This window comes from Nostoc sp., assembly GCF_036917755.1.
Lineage (GTDB): Bacteria > Cyanobacteriota > Cyanobacteriia > Cyanobacteriales > Nostocaceae > Nostoc.
The window spans coordinates 24771-44909 of sequence record NZ_JBALFC010000057.1; the positions used below are offsets into that span (position 1 = coordinate 24771).

Genomic DNA, 20139 nt, shown 5'->3' on the forward strand with positions numbered 1-20139 from the left:
TGAGTCTGAGATTATTTTTGGTAGTTTATTTGTAGCATAAAAAATAGATAACAGAACTGCTACTAACATCATCGTAAGGTTTCAGGTCATACAAAAATCCCTAGAGTCGTTTTCTGATAAAGGTTTCCGTGGATTAGCCACAAATTTGTATTCTCAATAATAATTACGTAACGCCTATATTTTCATGCCTTATTGCAACTAAAGGTATGTTAATAGGCCAAAGTCAATTTTGAAACAATCTCTGTGACTGGGTTTAAAACACCTGAATCCTTACACATCAGCATCCTTGCCAGAGGTATTTATCACCCTATAGCGACTGGAGGGATACGATCGCACTTATTTGATTACGATGAATGATTGGTTTGATTTTCATACACCTCTCAAGTTAGTTATTGGGACTATCCTAACAACTATACTGATTTGCTCTCAGATGGAGTTGCTTAAATCAATGTTGATTTCTATAGCGATCACCCACTTTATTAATGGGATCTAATGTCTAGCCAGATGTATTTAAGCGTTATGCTTTGCGATCGCACTGTAGCCGAATCGGATTTAGTTAAGCCAAAATTAGCGGTGAAGAAGCCGGGTTTTTGAAACCTCTTAAGTAAGTGCGATCGCACTGTAACCGTTTATGAATAACCTGAACTACACCAACCAGAATTTGCAAAATTGCTCTTTCAAAGGGCAGGACTTAGCTGACGCAGATTTCAGTGGCTCAGACTTGCGGGGGTGTAATTTTACAGGAGCAACCTTAATTGGGACAAACTTTCAGAAGATCAAAACGGGGCAAAGCTACCGCCAAGTAAATATTTTGATTGCTGCTACCATAGTTTGTCCAGTTGTTTTATTCGGCTTCAGTACGATTGCAGCCCAAGTGTCAACTATCTTATTTAGCGATCGCTCTCTTTGTTAATATTATCAAATTGCTAGTAGGGTGCGTTGTCGCACAGCGCAACGCACCACACCTGCTAGTGTATATATCGCTAACTCCTTAAGCAACGCCGAAGTCCTGCCCGCCCTGAATATGCGACGGGTGTTAGCGTAGCGGCACGTAGTGCGGACACACATCCCACAAGAAAATTTGGGATGTTTTTTTATTTGTCAGTCCCTTAAAGGCATAAATTTTATACCAACAATTTCAACCCTATGGAATGCAAAAGATACGAAGACCAGTTATACAAAGAATCAAAATTTCATGAAGATGACTCAGTAATTAAAGATGTGATGAAGATTACTTAGTAATACTTGAGTATTCAGTGTCTATGTGATTTTATGGAAATAAGAAATAAAACTAAGTAAGTATCGCTGACTGAATGAACGTGCAATGTGAATTAGCTAGCTGCAAAATTTAATACCACTCTTGGAGAGTATTTAATGGTCTGCTTATTTCTGCCGTGCTGTACTAGTTTTTAGTGAAATAGTTTTAGCAGTTTTCCTGGTATATAAGTATTTTGTAAGGTATAGCACATAGATAACAGTAAAAATTCTGGGCAAGAGAGCCTTTATTCAGAGCAAAATTGCTTGCTATTCTCAATACCTTCACCAAAAAGCTATTGAGAATAGCTTTTGCCAAAATAACGCCATGAAACTGTGTGATTGACTATTAGGAAAGACGGATAATTCCTTTCAATTACCTAGAATTATGCTCTGTTATTTACAAGTAAATAACAACTACACCTTGACAGAAAATACTAAATATATTGTGTAGTTTTGTGAGATTAAAATTTGATTTTTCTGAGTTTAATGTGATTAAGATTATGTCCACTACAAATTTGTCTGTTCTCTCGATTGATGGTCTGTTGGAACGTCTTGAAAGTCGCTCAAAGCTTCATGCTGGTTATCCTTATAATCTAGCATTTGATTCTCACCGGATATTACCGCTTTTAAAATACACACTTAATAATTTAGGTGATGCATACGTAGAAGGTAATTATGGAATAAATACTAAAGATTTTGAGCGAGAAATAATTAGTTTTTTTGCAGATATTTATCATCTCGAAAAAGATGATGCATGGGGATATGTAACATCCTGTGGCACTGAAGGAAACCTTTACGGTATTTTGATGGGGCGTGAATTATATCCAGATGGAATTCTTTATGGTTCGGCTGATTGTCACTATTCAGTGGTAAAAGCTGCAAGGATGTTTCGCATACCATTTGTAGAGATAAAAAGTCAGATTCATGGGGAAATAGATTATTCCTCGTTGTATGAAGCTCTCGATAAGAATAGGGATAAACCTGCAATTATTAATGTAAATGTCGGAACTACAATTACAGGTGCAGTGGACGATATTAGTAAAGTAGTAGCAATCCTTTCTGAACTAAATATAAGTCAGTTTCATATTCATGTAGATGGAGCTTTAGGAGGAATGCTAATTCCTTATATGGAAGAAGCTACTCCTCTAGATTTCTCTCGATATCCAATTGGTTCCATAGCAGTTAGTGGTCATAAATTCATCGGTTCTCCAGTCCCTTGTGGAATAGTGCTAGCACGGAAAGAAAAAGTGCAATCCTTTGATATTGAATATCTTGGCTCAACGGATACAACAATTACAGGTAGTAGGAATGGATTAACACCAGTCATTCTTTGGGATGCTATTGAACAGCGAAAACATCTCTTTAAAGAGGAAGTACTAAACTGTCGAAAATTAGCAGAATATTTCTGGAATAAAATTGCTGAATCAAGAAATTTTGCACTGATTAATCCTTTCTCTACTACGGTTGTATTTGAGCGTCCAGAGAAGTTCATTGAGAAACGATGGCAACTAGCTTGTTATGGCAAAATTGCTCATATTGTAGTTATGCAGAATCATAATCAAGCAATATTAGAACAGCTTTTGCAAGAGCTAGGTTTGATGAATACATAGAGGGTGTTTGAAAAGTCGGTCAGGTGGTAAAAAAGCTCCGAAAAATTTTTGTAGCGTTCATGTAATGCTTCTTATCCCGATTTTTAATTAATTTGGTCGGATGTTAGTACTTCTGCCTTATCGAAATGCTTGATTTTCATCGGCTTCGGGCAATCAAAATTTTGCACGAGGAATTCTTCACCCCTTATTCATTAAGGACTTTGGACGGTGCAACCGCGCAATGATTTTGCTCGGTTGCTGTGTAAAACCACAAGAAAAAACAATGCCTGATTAAACATTTAGAACAAACATTCCAGAAGTTAACCCAACGGAGATTGAAGATACTCGAACTGCGATCGCTGACGAACATCGCTCGTTTCTTGAAAAGGTCATGGTTCAAAGCGGATTTACGGATTTGTATGACGCAAGAGACTTTACCAAAGTTGTGTTTCGCGTCATGCGTGACTTAATGACCACGGACACAATCGATCGCGTTGAAGCAGGGCATATTGTAAGTAGTTGAACAAATAATTGCGAATTACGAATACGCCTATTTTGTTAATAGTATCTAGTATCGAAGGCGTGCAAAATGTAAATTTCTACTTCAAAGTTACCCTACAGCAAACTCTGTATACTGCCGTACATGAGGTGCATGATATGCTATTACAATATCTTGCTTAGGCACTCCCTCCCTCACCAGTTGATCTGCGATCGCATCCTCCGTTCCGTCATGCTGCACCCAAATTTTTCCATCCTTGATATCTATATGTAGCACACAGCCGTAAATCCGGGTACTACTATCCTTCCATCCCAGATGCATAAGTTGATAGTGGTCTTTTGTAGTATCAAAAATGGTTTGACTTTCTATCGGATCACTCCCAGAACGCAACTTTGCTCGCGCCGTCAATAATCTTTGAATTAGTTCACGATACAAAATTAGCTTATCCATTCTGCAATCTCCTGTTTTTCTGTGTCATATACCAAAAGGGGAATTTTGTTACAGACAATGACCGTTTGAATAATGGATATCTGAAAAATCGCTTATAAACGTCGAGCGGATCTGCCAAATACAACCGCCGCTCTGGATCATCATCTTCGAAGGCAATGCGGTAGTTAATAAATTGTCCAATTGCAGTATGGAACTCAGAAATTGTTGAGGGTGCCAAAAACGTTTTGATTTCAACTGCAATCTTTTCCTTATCCTTTATCGCTGCTAGCAACAGTTCCGCACCCAAGTCGATGTAAAAATCAACAAACCCCAAATCAATGTGGTACGGATCATGAGTAATTACTTACCCTTCCTTCTCAAGGGCAGTCCTGACCAGTTCATGAAACGTATTTCTTGCAGACATCGTAGACAGCTTAAATCTTTGCCTAAATTATATCGTGCATCCCACTAAAGCATTACTAAGCATAGATACGTTCGGCTTTGCAGAACCCGAAGGGTATCGCGCTGTCTCTCGTAGAAAAGACAATATATAGCATATCAGGATTATATCACCTCATAACAAAATCTGTGACAAAATAATATTGTTATCTTATAGCCAATGCAATGCCTCTGGTGGTCACTGAGCTTGCCTGCCCTGAGCCTGCGTCGAAGGGTCGAAGTGCGGGCTACGCTAACGGTTACGACCTATAATTTTTACCAATTATGCCTTATAGTCAGTTTACAACTATTAGTAAAGTTAAAGAAGCTTTCCGGTTAAAAACACAGGAAGGTGGGCGATTTATTCCTGCAACTGAACCAATTGAAGCATCTACTACACTGACGGCATATCTTGAAGAAAGTCTGTCACTTGCTTCTTCAGCTAGTGAAAAAGCGCGTTCCGAAGGAATTATTTACCCAGTATTATTAGAAGTTAGACGAATATTAAATCGCCAAATTAGCTTATTCTCTGGAGAAGATTTTACAGTTGATGAGGCAGTTGGACTTAATGGAATGTGTGATTTCCTTTTAAGTCGTTCGCCGGAAGTGCTAGAAATTGAAGCACCATGCATTGTGATTGTGGAAGCAAAAAAAGCTGATTTAAGAACTGGGTTTGGACAATGTATTGCAGAAATGGTTGCAGCACAAAGATTTAATGCCGCAAAAAATCGTCCAGTTGCCGTAATATATGGTTCAATTAGTAGTGGTACACAATGGCGATTCTTGAAGCTGGAGGATAATATTGTCACCATCGACTTGATGGATTATCCCCTCCCACCTGTGGAACAAATTCTCGGATTTTTAGTTTGGATGGTTCAAAACAGTTAACTCATCCCCCGGCTTGAAGCCGGGGGGAAATCGAAGTCATTTGTCATTAGTCATTTGTCATTAGTACCAATGACCAATGACAAATGACTAATGACTAAATCGGCGAGCGGCTATTCCTCCCCCCCCTTGAAGGGATGGGATTCCCGCCGATTTTCGTTGAGATGATTTGAAGTTACGACACACAAAAAAACTGTTTGAGCAGGTGCAAAATGTAATTAGCCTCAAGCAATTATTCTTAACAAAAAATAAAAAAGCTATATCTAAGTAGGTAGACGTAATTAAACATAAAATCAAACCTCACCCTCAATCCCTCTCTTTAGTAAGGAGAGGGAAGCAGGAGGCAGGGTGAGGTTTTATATTTAATTTGAACCACTTACTTAATATCAAGTTCGGGTGATTACTTATAATAAAATCTATCTCTGATCGGAGGCGGAGCAATCTCAAGCTCCGCTCCTGAATTCTGACGAATGTATTCTTCTTCAATCAGATAATTACTCCACAACCATCACCGTTTGGTTTACCATCGAGCGTCCTTTCCGTCGATAATCTGACTTGCGCGTTCCGCCAGCCATCCCGTACTCATCACTATTTTTGCCATAGCGAGATGCAACACTCAGCAGCATATGCTCAGAATAACTATTTAATGCACGTTCTGCATCTAGTAATGTATTCTGCGTTTTATCCACCATTGTTCGTGCTTGATTATATGCGGCTAGTTTCTCTCGTAACTCATAAACTATAGTGTTGTAAGTAACAATTGATAACCCATTGCCGAAATCTAGTTCAGGATTAATCGTTTGCAATCCTTCAATGCGTCGTTCAGCTTTGGTCAGTGCGATCGAGTTTCGTTTCCGTTGCGCCATAAACTTTTCCTTTTTGGATTAATTTAATATAGATAACCCTAATGGTGTTTAACACTGAGTTTGTTATCTATCATTAGAATACGCACTTGTCGGATGCATCAGCCTGAGTGAAGCTACAGAACTTTTAGAGCATTGGTAAATAAACAGGATAAATGCGCGTATATTTGCTGAAATTTGTTGATAAAACCAGGTTTACGAGTCAGAAATTTGATTTACGAGTCAGAAACTTAATTTACGAGTCAGAAACTTAATTTACGAGTCAGAAACTTAATTTACGAGTCAGAAACTTAATTTACGAGTCAGAAACTTGATTTACGAGTCAGAAATGCGATCGCATCGCCGCATTACCTAATAAACATATCTGTGACAAAATAATATTGTTGTTTTATAGGCAATGTGATGCCTCCGGTGGTCACTAGCTACCAGAGAATAGGACTTTAGGATAGCGCTTCCAGGAGCGATGTCTGACGACAAGCCGAAGAAGCGTCTACGCGTCCTCTCAAAAGATAACGGGAAAAGTCAGATATATATTTAAGTGATTTTATACAATCCCGAAAATGCGAGCGAAAATACGAGATACAGAGATTTTCTTTGATGTGGAAGGTTCTGCATTAGTGGTGGATGGCGCGAGCATCTGCTCTAAACCTGTCGCCTTTCTAATTCACGGGGGACCTGGTGCGGATCATACTTCCTTCAAACCAACCTTCTCGCCTTTAAGCCGAAAACTACAACTAGTCTATTTTGACCATCGCGGTCAAGGAAGGTCAGCTCGTGGGCCTAAAGAAACCTATACTCTAGACAATAATGTTGAAGATATGGAAGCGTTGCGCCAACACCTTGGTCTGGACAAAATTGTTGTGATTGGCGGTTCTTATGGTGGTATGGTGGCTCTAACTTATGCAGTTCGCTATCCTCAGAATGTCTCTCATCTGATTGTGATTGCCACGGCAGCCCATAGTGGCTTTTTAGAACGGGCTAAAGAAATCCTAGCATTAAAGGGAACTGAGGAACAAAAAGCAAGCGCTCAAAGACTTTGGGATGGGAACTTTGAAAATGAGGAACAGCTAAGACAGTATTTTCAAGTGTTGGGACCAATGTATTCGCTAAGATATGATCCCACCACGTCAGGCATTGCTTGGCAGAGGAATATTCTCTCAGTTGATGCGATTAATGTTGCTTTTGGCGGTTTCCTCCGCAACTACAATATTCTTGACCAGTTACACAAAATTACCGCACCCACTTTAGTTATTGCAGGTCGGTATGACTGGATTTGCGCCCCAGAATTTTCTGAAGAAATTGCTCAGGCAATTCCTAATGCCGATTTGAGAATTTTTGAGAATAGCAGTCATTTGATCCGCGCAGATGAGCCAGAAGCACTTTTGGATGTGATTACGGGTTTCTTGGTTTACAACTCTTGATGCGTAAAGCCCCTGTCATTTATGCAGGGGATATAAGCCAATATGGTTCAGTTAGGGGTAAAACTCTTTGTCAAAGTCAATTTTTTTAACGAACCGCAAAGGAGAGGCAGCGCGTTGCGGGGGTTCCCCCCGTTGTAGCGACTGCCGTCGCAAAGAACGCAAAGGAAGAGAAGGAAGAGAAGGAAGAAATGCTTAACTGAACTGTATTGGGATATAAGCGAGTAACCGAATTTATTCGGTCAGCTTTTTACACCGATCGCCTTCACCTATGCAAATATCAGAGTATACAATCATAAATCTACCGATTTACCGTACAATTATTCTAGGTGGAAAAATAAAGTTTTAGTGCCGACTAGAAAGGTTCTAGAAAACTATGTCTGAACCACGCTATGGGATTTGGATTCCTGTTTACGGCAACTGCGGCGTGATGAATCATCCTCTTGAACCTCGTGATGCTAGTTACTCACGAGCCAAGAATTTAATCCAGTTGGCCCAAAGGTGCGGATTTACCACAACTTTAATCGCGCAACATATCATCAATCCCAGGAACCAAGAACTTGACCAGCTAGAAACCTGGACAGCAGCAGCAGCACTTGCAGAAGCAACAAACTCTATCGAGATTATTGCCGCTGTTAAGCCATTACTGTTTCATCCCGCCGTCTTAGCAAAGATGGCCTTAGGTCTTGATGCAATCAGTGGTGGACGTTTTGCGATTAACTTAGTAAGTGCCTGGTTTAAGCCAGAAATGGAAAAAGCAGGGATAAATTTCCTTACCCACGATCAGCGTTATCGCTATTCGGATGAATGGATTCGGGTCGTAAAAAGTTTGTGGAGTGGAGAAAAAGTCAACTTCTACGGTGAATATTTTCAGATCAATGATTTGAAGTTCAATCCCCCACCTATAGCCAAACCACATCCGCGTGTATATATAGGAGGAGAATCAGAACCAGCCCAAGAACTAGCTGCAAAAGAAGCGCATACATTTTTCCTTAATGGTCGTCCGATTGAAGTCATCCGCGAAACCATTGCGGCTGTTGCTCAAAAAACTAAGTTTCGCTCTCAACCTCTGGGCTTCGCCATGTCAGCTTTTGTCATTGCTCGACCAACAGACGAAGAGGCGGAAGCGGAATATCAAAACCTCAGAGCAATGGTACTAGCACAAGACGATCGCTCAGAATTACTCAAAGGAGTAGATTCTGAAGTAGTTATGTTCAAAAACATGGCTAAGTATCCTGGTGTGGGGAGCAATGGCGGTACAGCAGCAGGATTGGTTGGTAGCTATGAAACTGTAGCCCATCGGATTGCTGAATTTACCAAAGTAGGAATTGGTACTTTCATGCTGCAATTCCAGCCTTTTGCCACAGAAGTGGAGCGTTTTGCTGCGGAAATTATACCAAGAGTGCGAGCATTAACGGTAGATAGTGAAGCGATGTCTGCGACGGGCTGTTCGGTGACGCCAACTTGAAAATAGGAGCTAGCTAAGAATTTTAGATTTTGGATTTTGGATTTTGGATTGTAGATTGAAGTTGAAACCAAAATTTTTCTCCACTTCCGACTAACCAAAGGAAACTTTATGACTACAACTCTAACTCGTCCAGCTTGGACTACTGATTTAGAACTGGAAATTTTTGAGAAACTGCTTGAGAAATATGCTCCCCATATTCCGAAAAAGCGATCGCAAGAACCTAGATCGCCGGAAACCGAAGAGGAAAGAGAGAATTTCTACCGCTTCCGTGTGGCTGGTGCAGCCCATGACCTGTTTATTGTGCAAGTCTGTGCTAAAATAATCGACTCGTTTCCTGACCCAGAATTACAGCTATTTTTGAGTAGACAAATAGGTGATGATGGCGCACACGCTCAAAATACTCGTTTAAGAGCGCAGGCTATATCGGGACGTGACCCGATTGAGGATATCCAAAAGCAGGTGCAGAAGCATTGGGATTATATGGGTGATTTACCCATTCGTAATTGGCAAGGCTTTTTAGCATTTGAGTTGCATTACGAACTTCATATTGTGGCTTTATTATTCATCAATAGCCGTACCAGCAAAATCAACGACCCAGACTCAGCCAAGTTTGCGGCAGAAAGAATCCTGCCAGATGAAGCAGTTCACCGCCTGGGAGTTGTAGACTGGTGGCAACGTAAATTTGATCCAGCTTCACCCGCAGAGAAAGAGGATTTGATCGCACAAGTCATAGAAGCAGATGAAGAAGGTCAACGCCGACGCAATCTTTACCTTCGGGATCATTGGCTGTTGAGTCAAAAAGCTATTGGTATTGAAATTGATGATTTGCCAGTACTTTATGATGCTTGGCGGCGAGAGGTTCTTTCTTACTTCTTGGATATCCCTATATCTAGATTGCCCAAACTTTTGAGTGTGAATGATTGATGATCAAAAAACCGCCCTTTGAGCTTTAATTTGAAACAAGCTCCCAAAAAGGAACGATTAACTTCTGGGGTTTACCGTGGTAATACATTGATTTTTCATATTTTATCAGATTTTAAATGTTACTAATTTATTGATGATTAGTAACATTTCTGGTTAATGAATTAATTTAATAATATTTAATTTAGCCTTGTTAGCTATGATTAATTATTTATCGATTTTAGTCGTCAAAAACACTATAATTTTTAGGTTAAAGGTGTATGATATTTTATCTAATAACAGTAATGTTTTGGAAAGAATTCGAGATTAACGAACCGCAAAGAACGCAAAGGACACAAAGGAAGAGAAGGAAGAGAAGGAAGAAATGCTTAACAAGTTTAGGGGTTTAAGTCCCCTGCTTTTATCAAGCAGCGCGTTTTGATGCCTAAATCTAAATCCCCGTCACAAAACTTACTTGCGACTTGCGACTTGTTTTAAATTTGAGCTATAGGTTTGTTTTGGGAGATATAACCTCGATTTTAAATTCGGACTAAAAAATGCTAAAAGGCAAAAAAAATATGTTAAATAGATTGATAAATCAGTTGTTAGTCGCTGTTAGCGATCGCATCTATTATTTTCGCCAGTTGTACACCAAAACTATACAATCAAAAACAAATGATCCCAACATCCAAAAACTAAATCAATTAGTTGTTAATCCCGAATTGAAGGATTATATCAACAACTAATCTTAAGGGGGCGATCGCTCCTGCATTCTAAACATGATACGGAGGGGTAATGAGCAAATCGAAGCAATTAAAACTGGGTGCGTTCATGCGCCCGGTAAGTATACATACAGGCGCTTGGCGCTATCCTGGGGCTTTGCCTGATGCTAATTTCAACTTCCCAGCGCTGAAAAGATTCATCCAGAAACTAGAACAGGGCAAGTTTGACGCATTCTTCATGGCCGATCACTTAGCAGTGCTAAATATGCCAATCAACGCGCTCAAGCGCAGCCATACTGTCACATCCTTTGAACCATTTACGCTGCTTTCTGCCCTCGCGTCCGTCACCGAACACATCGGACTGGTAGCCACTGCTTCCACGACCTATGACCAGCCTTACCACATCGCTCGCCGCTTCGCCTCTCTCGATCATATCAGTGGCGGTCGCGCTGGCTGGAACATCGTCACCACAGCCAATCCAGACGCAGCGCTTAACTTTGGATTAGAAGAGGAGGTAGAGCATGACGAACGCTACATGCGGGCTAGGGAATTCTATGATGTCGTCACGGGTCTTTGGGATTCCTTCGCTGACGACGCGTTCATTCGAGACGTGGAATCAGGGATTTATTTTGATCCCGCAAAAATTCACGTTCTCGGTCATAAGGGAAAACATCTCTCGGTGCGGGGGCCATTGAACATCGCTAGACCTGTCCAGGGTTGGCCAGTGATCGTCCAGGCGGGAGCCTCTGAAGCCGGGCGGCAATTAGCTGCCGAAACCGCCGAGGTCGTATTTGCACCTGCTGGTAATCTGGAGGCAGGTAAGACCCTCTTTGCCGACATTAAGAGGCGGGCGCGGGCGATCGGACGTGACCCAGATAGCATCAAAATTCTTCCAGGTGTTTTGGTGATCGTGGGTGAAACCGTCGCAGAGGCGCGTGCCAAGCGTCTTCATTTGGATAGCCTAGTAGATTATGACAGTGCGATCGCCAGCCTGAATAGCGCACTTGGCTATGACGTTTCGCGCTTTGACCCGGACAGCCCCTTGCCGGAAATCCCGCATACTAACGCCGGACAGTCCTCACGAGAACGAGTGATAGCGCTGGCGCAACGCGAGAAGCTGACCATTCGACAGCTAGCTCAACGCATCGGCAGTTACGGCGGGCTGGCCTTCGTCGGCACACCGCAAACGATCGCCGATGATATGGAACAATGGCTGACAGAGGAAGGGTCTGACGGCTTCAACGTCATGTTCCCTTTTGTTCCTGAAGGGCTGAATGACTTTGTGGATAAAGTTGTGCCAGAACTCCAACGGCGTGGGATTTTCCGCCACGACTATGAAGGCAAGACGCTGCGCGAAAATCTGGGATTGCCACGCCCCGCCAACCGCTTTTTCCAGACCACAACTGCTTCGGTGAGCTAAATACGGGTAAAAATAAAGAGAAAAACAATGACTCAAATTGAAGAAAAAGTTATAGATTCTACTTTCGAGTTCTCATCTCCTGTCACAGGCAAATCTCCCGAACTGCAAGCCCTGTTCGATTTCATTGCTCTGGGAGCATCTGAGCGCGATCGCGATCGCATCCTTCCTTATAATATAGTTGAATTGATCCGGCGTTCTAGGTTAGGTGCATTGCGAATCCCCGTTGCCGAAGGTGGTAGTGGTAGTACCGCGCGCGAACTATTCGAGGTTGTGATTCGGCTGGGGGATGCTGACCCGAACGTGGCTCATATTGTACGGAATCATTTTTCTGTGACGGAGCGAATTTTGCGTTCTGAGCGCACCCAAAGGAATCGACGATGGCTCAAAGCCGTCGCCGATGGCGCGATTATTGGACTCGCTTCGACGGAACTGGAAGTTAAGCGATCAGGTGGCGGTCAAGTTGTGAATACAAAATTAACGCCTGATGGCGATGGCTATCGTCTAAATGGGACGAAGTATTACAGCACTGGCAGCCTTTATGCAGACTTGATCTTCGTGCGCGTGCTAGTACCCGATGGCACTAGAGCGTTTGTACTTATTCCTACCAACCGCGAGGGGATTGACCTTGTGGATGACTGGGATGGCTTTGGTCAAAGACTCACAGGCACTGGAACAACTACGTTCACGAATGTCCATGTAGAGGCGGATGAAGTAATTTTTGAGACAGACACAGACAAAGACAACCTACCTTACAACATCGTCCCGCAATTATTCCTGACAGCAATCAATGCTGGCATTATTCGCAGCGTTCTACGCGATGCAACAGCCCTCGTCCGTACACGACCCCGGACTTTCTACCATGCCGTAACCGAGCAAGCAGCAGATGACCCAATCTTGCAGCAGACCGTCGGGCAGATTGCCGCCAATGCCTTTGCTGCCGAAGTGATTGTTTTAGCGGCAGCTGATGCTCTTGATCGCCTCCCTACTGCCCAAGCCCAGGGTGAGGAGTCGGAAACGGCTGCGGCGCTGGTAGCTTCTTTGAGTGCAGCCAAAGCTAAATTGATTGTCGATGACCTGGCTCTACGTTCAGCTACCTTGCTGTTTGAAGTTGGTGGGGCTTCTACAACGAAAAAAAGTTCCAACTTTGATCGTCATTGGCGCAACGCCCGCACCTTGTCCTCACACAACCCAAATCATTTTAAGGCTCGTGCGATCGGGGACTACGAGATCAACGGTACACCATTGCCGCAACGAGGATTCTTCTAATTTTCAGGACTTACGCAAAAATCGCCAAAAAGCTTAATTTATCGAACCGCCATCCCTGCGAGACGCTACGCAATCGCGCAGCGTCTCGCAGAGAAGATTTCGTAGAGTGTGCGTAAGTCCTATAATTTTAGGGGTTTACAGCTATCTTCAGGTAAATAGACCACGCACTAGGGGCACAGAAAAAGCTCATGCGTGTCAACTTAGGGACTTCCAAGAAATAAATTACCCAAATAAACGAACCACAGAGACACAGAGAACACAGAGGAATGAGGAGGAGAGAGTTTTTTCGTCAGTTTTTTGAGTATTTTTTTATTTGGAAGTCCCTTAAGCCAAAACCCGTTTAAAAACCTCGTTTCCAGCCTCTGGCTGGAAATGCAGTTCCTGGTGGCTCTGCCGCCAGTAAGGGAGGCGGAGCCTCAATAAGGGACATTCCCAGTCGGAGACTGGGAACGAGATAACGAGACAATCTCTAAAGCTTGCCGAAAGTTAATTACTAACTGATTAAGTCCTGCTGTATCAATCAAAAATGTATCGTGACCGGAGGTTGACTTCAGCCAAACTAGTTGAGCATTAGGGATTAAATCTGCTAGTTCTTGTTGTTCTACTGGGGGATAAAGAATGTCAGAATCAATGGCGACAACTAAAGTAGGTTGTTTAATGCTTTGCAAAACAGATTCATAGTCTTGACCTTGAGCAATATCATGACTATCCATCGCTTGGGTGAGAGTGATGTAAGTATTAGCATCAAATCTCTCTACTAGCTTTTGACCCTGATGTTGTAAGTAGCTAGCGATCGCAAATTGGTCAGCAGATGCATCATACTGTCGTCCAAAACGTTCTGTAAAGCTGTGCCAAGAACGGTAAGCACTCATCGCCATCATCCGCGCTACAGCTAATCCTTGGCTTGGCGGCTGTTCAACTGTGTAGTTACCCCCTAGCCAGTTGGGATCAGCATAGATAGCCTGTCTTTGGGCTTCACTTAATCCAATACACCAAGCTGAATGTCTGCCGTCCGTGGCAATGGGTGCGATCGCTTTCACGATTTCTGGATATAATAAAGCCCATTCTAATACTTGCATCCCACCAAGTGACCCACCAATTACTAGTTGTAGAGATTTAATTCCTAGATATTGAATCAGTGCAGCTTGTAAGCGAACCATATCCCGAATTGTGATTGCGGGAAATGATGCACCGTAATGGATTCCAGTCTGTGGATTGATGCTAGTCGCTCCTGTAGTGCCGTAACAACTTCCCAAAATATTGCTACATACAATAAAATTGCGATCGCTATCCAGTGCTTTTTTTGAACCTAACAAACCTTCCCACCAGTCATCAGCATCAGCCGAACCAGTTAAAGCATGACAAATTAGCACTCCATTGTCGCCTTCTAAGTTTAACTTTCCCCAAGTTCGATAAGCGACCTGAACCCCAGTTAATACTTCGCCTCCTTCTAACTCAAAAGGCTTCGAGAGATGGTAATACTGAGTTTGTGGTGAAATAAAGTGCTGATAATTCATCTAATGCCAACTAAGCCGACTAGAGACAATCAATTCAAAATTCTTGCATTCAAAATTCAAAATTGTAGATTTGGGGAAAATGAGTGAGAACTGTTAACAAATAACAAATGACAAATGACTAATGACTAATGACTAATCTGCCCAAATGCTTGCTCAAAATCTTCTTTGATATCGTCAATGTGTTCAATACCAACTGATACGCGCACTAAATCAGGTGTCACGCCTGCGGAAAGCTGTTCAACATCACTTAGCTGTTGATGAGTTGTGGAAGCAGGATGAATGACGAGAGTTTTAGCATCCCCAACGTTTGCTAAATGACTCGCCAATTTGACATGATTAATAAAGGCTTTACCTGCTTCTAGTCCGCCTTTGATGCCAAAGTTTAAGACTCCGCCAAATCCATGTCTGAGATATTTTTTGGCTCGCTGATGATGGGGGTGATGGGGAAGTCCTGGATAATTGACCCATGCTACTTGTGGTTGCTGTTCTAACCACTGGGCTAATTCTAAAGCATTGCTGACATGGCGCTCTACACGTAGAGAGAGAGTTTCTAAACCTTGTAATAACAGAAAGGCGTTAAATGGACTCAAACAGGGGCCGAAATCCCTTAACCCTTCTACTCTGGCGCGGATAATGAAGGCAATATTGCCGAAGGGACTACCTACACCAAATACTTCTTGAAAAACCAGCCCATGATAACCGGGGGATGGTTCAGTAAAGACGGGAAATTTGCCATTACCCCAGTCAAATTTACCAGAATCGACAATTACGCCGCCGATAGAGGTGCCGTGACCACCAATCCACTTAGTTGCAGATTCCACTACAATATCTGCACCGTGTTCAATCGGTCTAGCCAAATACCCGCCTGCACCAAAGGTGTTATCGACAATTAGGGGAATCCCATTTTCGTGGGCAATGTGGGCTAGGGCAGCAAAGTCCGGGATATTGAATTGGGGATTACCAATGGTTTCAACATACAATGCTTTTGTGCGATCGTCGATCGCCTGACGAAAATTTTCTACTTCGTCTCCTTCGACAAATTTGACATTTATCCCTAAACGTGGTAGAGAAACTTTAAACTGGTTATAAGTTCCCCCATATAAAAAACTGGTAGAAACAATATTATCCCCAGCCTGAGCGATCGTAGTTAAAGCCAAGAATTGTGCAGCCTGACCACTAGCGGTTGCTAATGCTGCTATACCCCCCTCTAAAGCGGCAATTCGCTTTTCAAATACATCCGTTGTCGGATTCGTGATCCGAGTGTAAATGTTGCCAAACTCTTGCAGGGCAAACAACCGCGCCCCATGATCCGCATCGTCAAAAACGTATGACGTTGTTTGATAAATTGGTACAGCGCGGGCATTAGTTCCTACAGCTGGTTCTTGCCCAGCATGGACTTGCAAAGTTTCAAAGCGATATTTTTCAGACATAGAAAATTATGGGAATCAAGTATAACGCCATCTGCGACTTTCTCTCAAACCTAACCCCCAACCCCTTCCCTACAAGGGAAGGGGAGCAAAAATCAAAGCCTCTCTCCGCTTCGGGGAGAGGTTTGGAGAGGGGTTCCAAAAATAAGTCGCACATCGCGTAATATATTTTTTAAGTAGTGCTGGCAGAGATTTACTCTAAGTCTATCGAATTTTAGTATTTTAACAAATTCCGTGGGTTTAATTCCCCCGCAACTAAGGAATAAGAATTAAATAACATACAATTTATGTCCCTGGCTTACCTCACCCTCAATCCCTCTCCGATATATTGGAGAGGGAAGCTAGAGACAGGATGAAGTTTTGTGTTGGGGTTCGGTTCCATCGAACTCATGTTCAAATAATCAAGGGAAGCAAAAGTACTAATTATTTCATATTTATTTGACGCACTTATGACAAACTTATAACAAAAGTATGACCGGATATTTTGACTGAACAACCTGTTTAAAATCAGGAAATGAAAGAAACTTATCTAGATGAATAATGGTCATAAAATTTTGACAATCAAGACTCATAAATGAGGAAATTTATTATATGAATCGGCTTTTTTCTAAGAGCTTATTGGGGCTAGCAGGTGTATCATTTTTACTTTGTTCGTCTCAATTAGCAATGGCACTTGTACCCAATAACGTTGCGATTATCCTTAATAGTGGCTCTACGAATACAATTGGATACCGCATTTACGTATCACCATCTGGAGAAGTTAATTATGTTGATGGCAAAGGGTCTAATCAAGGCAAATTGTCCGAAAAGTTGACGAAAAACTTTTTCCGTGACCTGAAAATTGCTGAACCTTTATCTAACTTGCCAAAACAAAGTTGCGTCAAATCTGTTTCTTTTGGTACTACTACTACTATTAGGTTAGCTGATCAGCAGTCGCCAGACATTAGCTGTCCTGGCAATGTTAAAGCTCAAAGCTTGGATAATGACGTTATTGCAATTGCCAAAGCTTTAAACGTAGTTAATATTCCTAAGAGCCAAGGAAAACGACTGCCACCCCAAAACTTTTAGTCGATTCACCGATTTGACTGTTTTTAGCTGGGGTTAGAGATTCTGTGCAAGATAAAGCTGCTCTGGATTTGCACCAGAGCAGTTTTAAAAAAAGCATTTCAGTGTCAATGTTCTAACATTTGGAAGAATCGGGTAAAGTAATCTGGGAACGTCTTCGCTGTACAGCCAGGATCTTTAATCACAATCCCTGGAACCTTCAAGCCAGTGACAGCAAAAGCCATCGCCATTCGATGATCGTGATAGGTTTCAATCGCCGCCGGGGTAATGGGGCTAGGCTCAATCTTCAGTCCATCTGCAAATTCTTCAACTTTGACTCCCAGGCGACGCAACTCGGTGACAACGGCGCGAATGCGTTCGGTTTCTTTATATCGAATATGTTCGACGTTCCGAATGGTAATCGATGAACTGGCAAAAGGCGCGATCGCTGCTAATGTTTGCACCAAATCTGATATATCATTCATATCAATGTCGATGCCTTGCAATTGCTTCGGCCCCGTCACTTCGGTGTAATCATCGGCGTGATTAATTTGGCAACCCATCTGTTCTAAAACATTCAGCCAGAGAATATCACCCTGACAAGATTGTTTGGTCAAATGTTTGACGCGCACCCGTCCACCCGTGACGGCGGCGGCGGCAAAAAAGTAAGAAGCATTTGACGCATCAGGTTCTACTGTGTAATGTCGAGCTTGGTAACGCTGACCCGCTTTGATCTGAAATTGATTATCGCCGATTTGAATCACCTGTACGCCAAAATCCGCCATCAGGCGACAGGTCATTTTGACGTAAGATTGAGAAACTAATGTCCCCTCAACTTCAAAAATTGTATCTTGTTGAGCATAAGGCGCAATCATCAGCAATGCCGAAAGTTGCTGACTTGTTTGGTTGGCTTTCAAACGAAAATTTCCGCCAGCGAATCCCTGGCTATAGAGGGTGTAGGGCATAAACCCGGAGTTTCCCTCAAAGTTAACAGTTGTTCCAGCCGTTTGCAGCACCGTCAACAAGTCTCCCATCGGTCGTTCTCGCATCCGGGGAACGCCATCTAGCCGATATTCGCCGTTCCCCAATGCCACCAGCGCCGAAATAAACCGTGCTGTAGTACCTGATAAACCCACAAATAAATCTGCTTGTTTAGCTGGGATGTCGCCTCCCCTTCCCGCCACTTGGATTTGTGCTAGATGAGGATTCAGAGCGATCGCAATGCCCAATTGCTCTACGCATTTGGCAAAATACTCGCTGTCTTCACTAAATAAGGCATTTTCTAAAATGGAGTCACCTTGTGCTAAAGCAGCGACAAGCAACGCCCGATTGGTAAGACTTTTAGAACCGGGAATTTCTACCGTGGCATCCACTGGCCGATTTAAAGCAGGAATTGCAATGGTATCCACGTTAAACCTCTACGTAGGCGATCAGCTACAAATTTATATATTGCTATATATTGCCATATCGTGAGCAAAAGAGGCAGAGGAGGCTAGGAAAAAGAACTATTGATTATTGACCGATGCTCAATCTGACTAATTTAGCAGACATTATATTACTAGGACTTACGCATTGACAAGAAATACCAAATATGAATAAGGTTAAAACCATATCTTTCGTAGGGGCACAGCATTGCTGTGCCCCTACAGCATGGTCTATTTACGATCACAGGATAATTAATAAAAGCCTGAAACAACCTATTTTAGCTAGTGCATATCATGTTGCATTTGTACACTGCGTAAGTCCTAATTACATACAGCAGATTTCAAGGAAAGTGAAATACACAACGATTCGTCCCAAGCCAGGTATAAACCCTGTTTTACTTCTGAATTCTGACTCCTAAATTCTGACTCCTGAATTCTAAATTCTTCTTTAATGATTAATTCTTTTTTAATGAAAGTGAATTAAACAAAAAAATATCTTAGAATTGAAAAATAAATATTGATAAACAGGTGAGACTTTACAAGCATTATCACCTACATCATGCCTGGGAAACAATAGAAAAACGCATAGCCGATGACTAACGTACTATGGCTACAAGGTGGTGCTTGTTCAGGCAACACTATGTCATTTCTCAACGCTGAAGAACCGACAGTCTGCGATTTGATTGCCGACTTTGGTATCAATTTACTTTGGCATCCTTCCTTGGGATTGGAATTAGGTAACAACTTGCAAACACTGCTACGAAATTGCATTTCTGGCACAATTCCTCTAGATATCTTGGTATTTGAAGGCAGTGTTGTCAACGCCCCCAACGGCACTGGCGAATGGAATCGGTTTGCCGATCGCGCCATGAAAGATTGGTTATCCGACCTGGCCAAAGTTGCTAAATTTATCGTCGCCGTGGGAGATTGTGCCACATGGGGAGGAATTCCCGCTATGTCACCCAACCCCAGCGAATCGGAAGGTTTGCAATTTCTCAAACGTCAAGAAGGCGGCTTTTTAGGTAAAGACTTTTTATCGCAAGCCGGATTACCTGTAATTAATATACCTGGATGTCCCGCCCATCCCGACTGGATAACGCAGATATTAGTAGCGATCGCTACTGGACGCATAGCAGACATTGCTTTCGACGAACTAAATCGTCCCCAAACCTTCTTCAACACCTATACCCAAACAGGTTGTACCCGCAACGTCCACTTTGCCTACAAAGCCTCAACCGCCGAATTTGGTCAGCGTAAAGGATGTCTATTTTATGACTTGGGTTGTCGCGGCCCCATGACCCATTCTTCCTGCAACCGCATCTTGTGGAACCGCGTCTCTTCCAAAACCCGCGCCGGGATGCCTTGTTTAGGTTGCACCGAACCAGAATTTCCTTTCTTTGACCTCAAACCCGGAACCGTATTTAAAACCCAAACAGTGATGGGAGTTCCCAAAGAATTACCGCCAGGGGTGAACAAAAAAGACTACGCCTTACTTACAATGGTCGCCAAAGATGCCGCACCACCTTGGGCAGAAGAAGACTTTTTTACAGTTTAGTCATTGGGCACTTGTACT

Annotated in this window: 17 protein-coding genes and 1 pseudogene; 12 read left to right on the top strand and 6 right to left on the bottom strand. The window is 42.6% G+C overall.

The genetic code is table 11. The features are described from left to right. Positions 1-631: 631 nt before the first annotated feature. The 3 genes and pseudogenes from V7L05_RS14715 to V7L05_RS14725 form a co-directional block, all read left to right on the top strand. Positions 632-913: a pentapeptide repeat-containing protein gene (locus V7L05_RS14715; RefSeq protein ID WP_335164972.1), complete on the top strand. Its 282-nt coding sequence runs from the start codon at positions 632-634 to the stop codon at positions 911-913. An 844-nt stretch (positions 914-1757) separates the two neighbouring features. Beyond that, positions 1758-2867, top strand: a complete 1110-nt coding sequence (locus tag V7L05_RS14720; RefSeq protein WP_335164974.1) for a histidine decarboxylase — start codon at positions 1758-1760, stop codon at positions 2865-2867. Positions 2868-3180: 313 nt separating this feature from the next. Further along, positions 3181-3348 (top strand): annotated as a pseudogene (locus V7L05_RS14725) (DUF2267 domain-containing protein); the annotation flags it as partial. Positions 3349-3456: 108 nt separating this feature from the next. On the opposite strand, the gene V7L05_RS14730 reads toward V7L05_RS14725, so the two are convergent. Both V7L05_RS14730 and V7L05_RS14735 read right to left on the bottom strand, forming a co-directional pair. After that, on the bottom strand, positions 3457-3795 hold the full coding sequence (locus V7L05_RS14730; RefSeq protein WP_335164976.1) for a XisI protein: 339 nt from the start codon (positions 3793-3795) through the stop codon (positions 3457-3459). Then, the gene (locus V7L05_RS14735) at positions 3788-4108 is read right to left on the bottom strand and encodes an element excision factor XisH family protein (protein WP_335164978.1); all 321 of its coding nucleotides are present in this window, start codon (positions 4106-4108) and stop codon (positions 3788-3790) included. Before V7L05_RS14735 ends, V7L05_RS14730 begins: the two co-directional genes overlap by 8 nt. A 389-nt stretch (positions 4109-4497) precedes the next feature. On the opposite strand from V7L05_RS14735, the gene V7L05_RS14740 reads away from it, so the two are divergent. Next, positions 4498-5100: a hypothetical protein gene (locus V7L05_RS14740; protein WP_335164980.1), complete on the top strand. Its 603-nt coding sequence runs from the start codon at positions 4498-4500 to the stop codon at positions 5098-5100. Positions 5101-5591: 491 nt separating this feature from the next. Here V7L05_RS14740 and V7L05_RS14745 read toward each other — a convergent pair whose 3' ends face one another. Continuing rightward, the gene (locus tag V7L05_RS14745) at positions 5592-5963 is read right to left on the bottom strand and encodes a hypothetical protein (RefSeq protein WP_335164982.1); all 372 of its coding nucleotides are present in this window, start codon (positions 5961-5963) and stop codon (positions 5592-5594) included. Positions 5964-6520: 557 nt separating this feature from the next. On the opposite strand from V7L05_RS14745, the gene V7L05_RS14750 reads away from it, so the two are divergent. The 6 genes from V7L05_RS14750 to V7L05_RS14775 all read left to right on the top strand — a co-directional run bounded on the left by V7L05_RS14750 (position 6521) and on the right by V7L05_RS14775 (position 13154). Next, positions 6521-7381 carry an alpha/beta fold hydrolase gene (locus tag V7L05_RS14750; protein WP_335164984.1) on the top strand — a complete coding sequence of 287 codons (861 nt, stop codon included), beginning with the start codon at positions 6521-6523 and terminating at the stop codon, positions 7379-7381. 373 nt (positions 7382-7754) lie between these two features. Beyond that, complete coding sequence (locus V7L05_RS14755) at positions 7755-8846, top strand: LLM class flavin-dependent oxidoreductase (RefSeq protein ID WP_335164986.1); 1092 nt, start codon at positions 7755-7757, stop codon at positions 8844-8846. Between the two features lie 108 nt (positions 8847-8954). Further along, complete coding sequence (locus tag V7L05_RS14760) at positions 8955-9770, top strand: hypothetical protein (RefSeq protein WP_335164988.1); 816 nt, start codon at positions 8955-8957, stop codon at positions 9768-9770. Positions 9771-10324: 554 nt separating this feature from the next. Next, entirely contained in the window at positions 10325-10492 is a 168-nt protein-coding gene (locus V7L05_RS14765; protein ID WP_335164990.1) for a hypothetical protein, read from the top strand. A gap of 49 nt (positions 10493-10541) precedes the next feature. Continuing rightward, entirely contained in the window at positions 10542-11888 is a 1347-nt protein-coding gene (locus V7L05_RS14770; protein WP_335164992.1) for an LLM class flavin-dependent oxidoreductase, read from the top strand. 27 nt (positions 11889-11915) lie between these two features. Next, positions 11916-13154: an acyl-CoA dehydrogenase family protein gene (locus tag V7L05_RS14775; RefSeq protein ID WP_335164993.1), complete on the top strand. Its 1239-nt coding sequence runs from the start codon at positions 11916-11918 to the stop codon at positions 13152-13154. A 416-nt stretch (positions 13155-13570) separates the two neighbouring features. Here V7L05_RS14775 and metX read toward each other — a convergent pair whose 3' ends face one another. Then, positions 13571-14671, bottom strand: coding sequence for a homoserine O-acetyltransferase MetX (gene metX / locus V7L05_RS14780; protein ID WP_335164995.1), 1101 nt, complete (start codon positions 14669-14671; stop codon positions 13571-13573). A gap of 125 nt (positions 14672-14796) precedes the next feature. Beyond that, positions 14797-16101, bottom strand: a complete 1305-nt coding sequence (locus V7L05_RS14785; protein WP_335164997.1) for an O-acetylhomoserine aminocarboxypropyltransferase/cysteine synthase family protein — start codon at positions 16099-16101, stop codon at positions 14797-14799. A gap of 588 nt (positions 16102-16689) precedes the next feature. Between V7L05_RS14785 and V7L05_RS14790 the strand changes: the two genes are divergently transcribed. Next, positions 16690-17166 carry a hypothetical protein gene (locus V7L05_RS14790; RefSeq protein WP_335164999.1) on the top strand — a complete coding sequence of 159 codons (477 nt, stop codon included), beginning with the start codon at positions 16690-16692 and terminating at the stop codon, positions 17164-17166. A 104-nt stretch (positions 17167-17270) separates the two neighbouring features. Here V7L05_RS14790 and aroA read toward each other — a convergent pair whose 3' ends face one another. After that, positions 17271-18551 (bottom strand): 3-phosphoshikimate 1-carboxyvinyltransferase, encoded by a 1281-nt coding sequence (gene aroA, locus V7L05_RS14795; protein WP_335165001.1) that lies wholly within the window; start codon positions 18549-18551, stop codon positions 17271-17273. Positions 18552-19158: 607 nt separating this feature from the next. On the opposite strand from aroA, the gene V7L05_RS14800 reads away from it, so the two are divergent. Next, a complete protein-coding gene (locus V7L05_RS14800) occupies positions 19159-20121 on the top strand; it encodes a hydrogenase small subunit (protein ID WP_335165003.1) in 963 nt (320 codons plus the stop codon). The last annotated feature ends 18 nt before the right edge of the window (positions 20122-20139 follow it).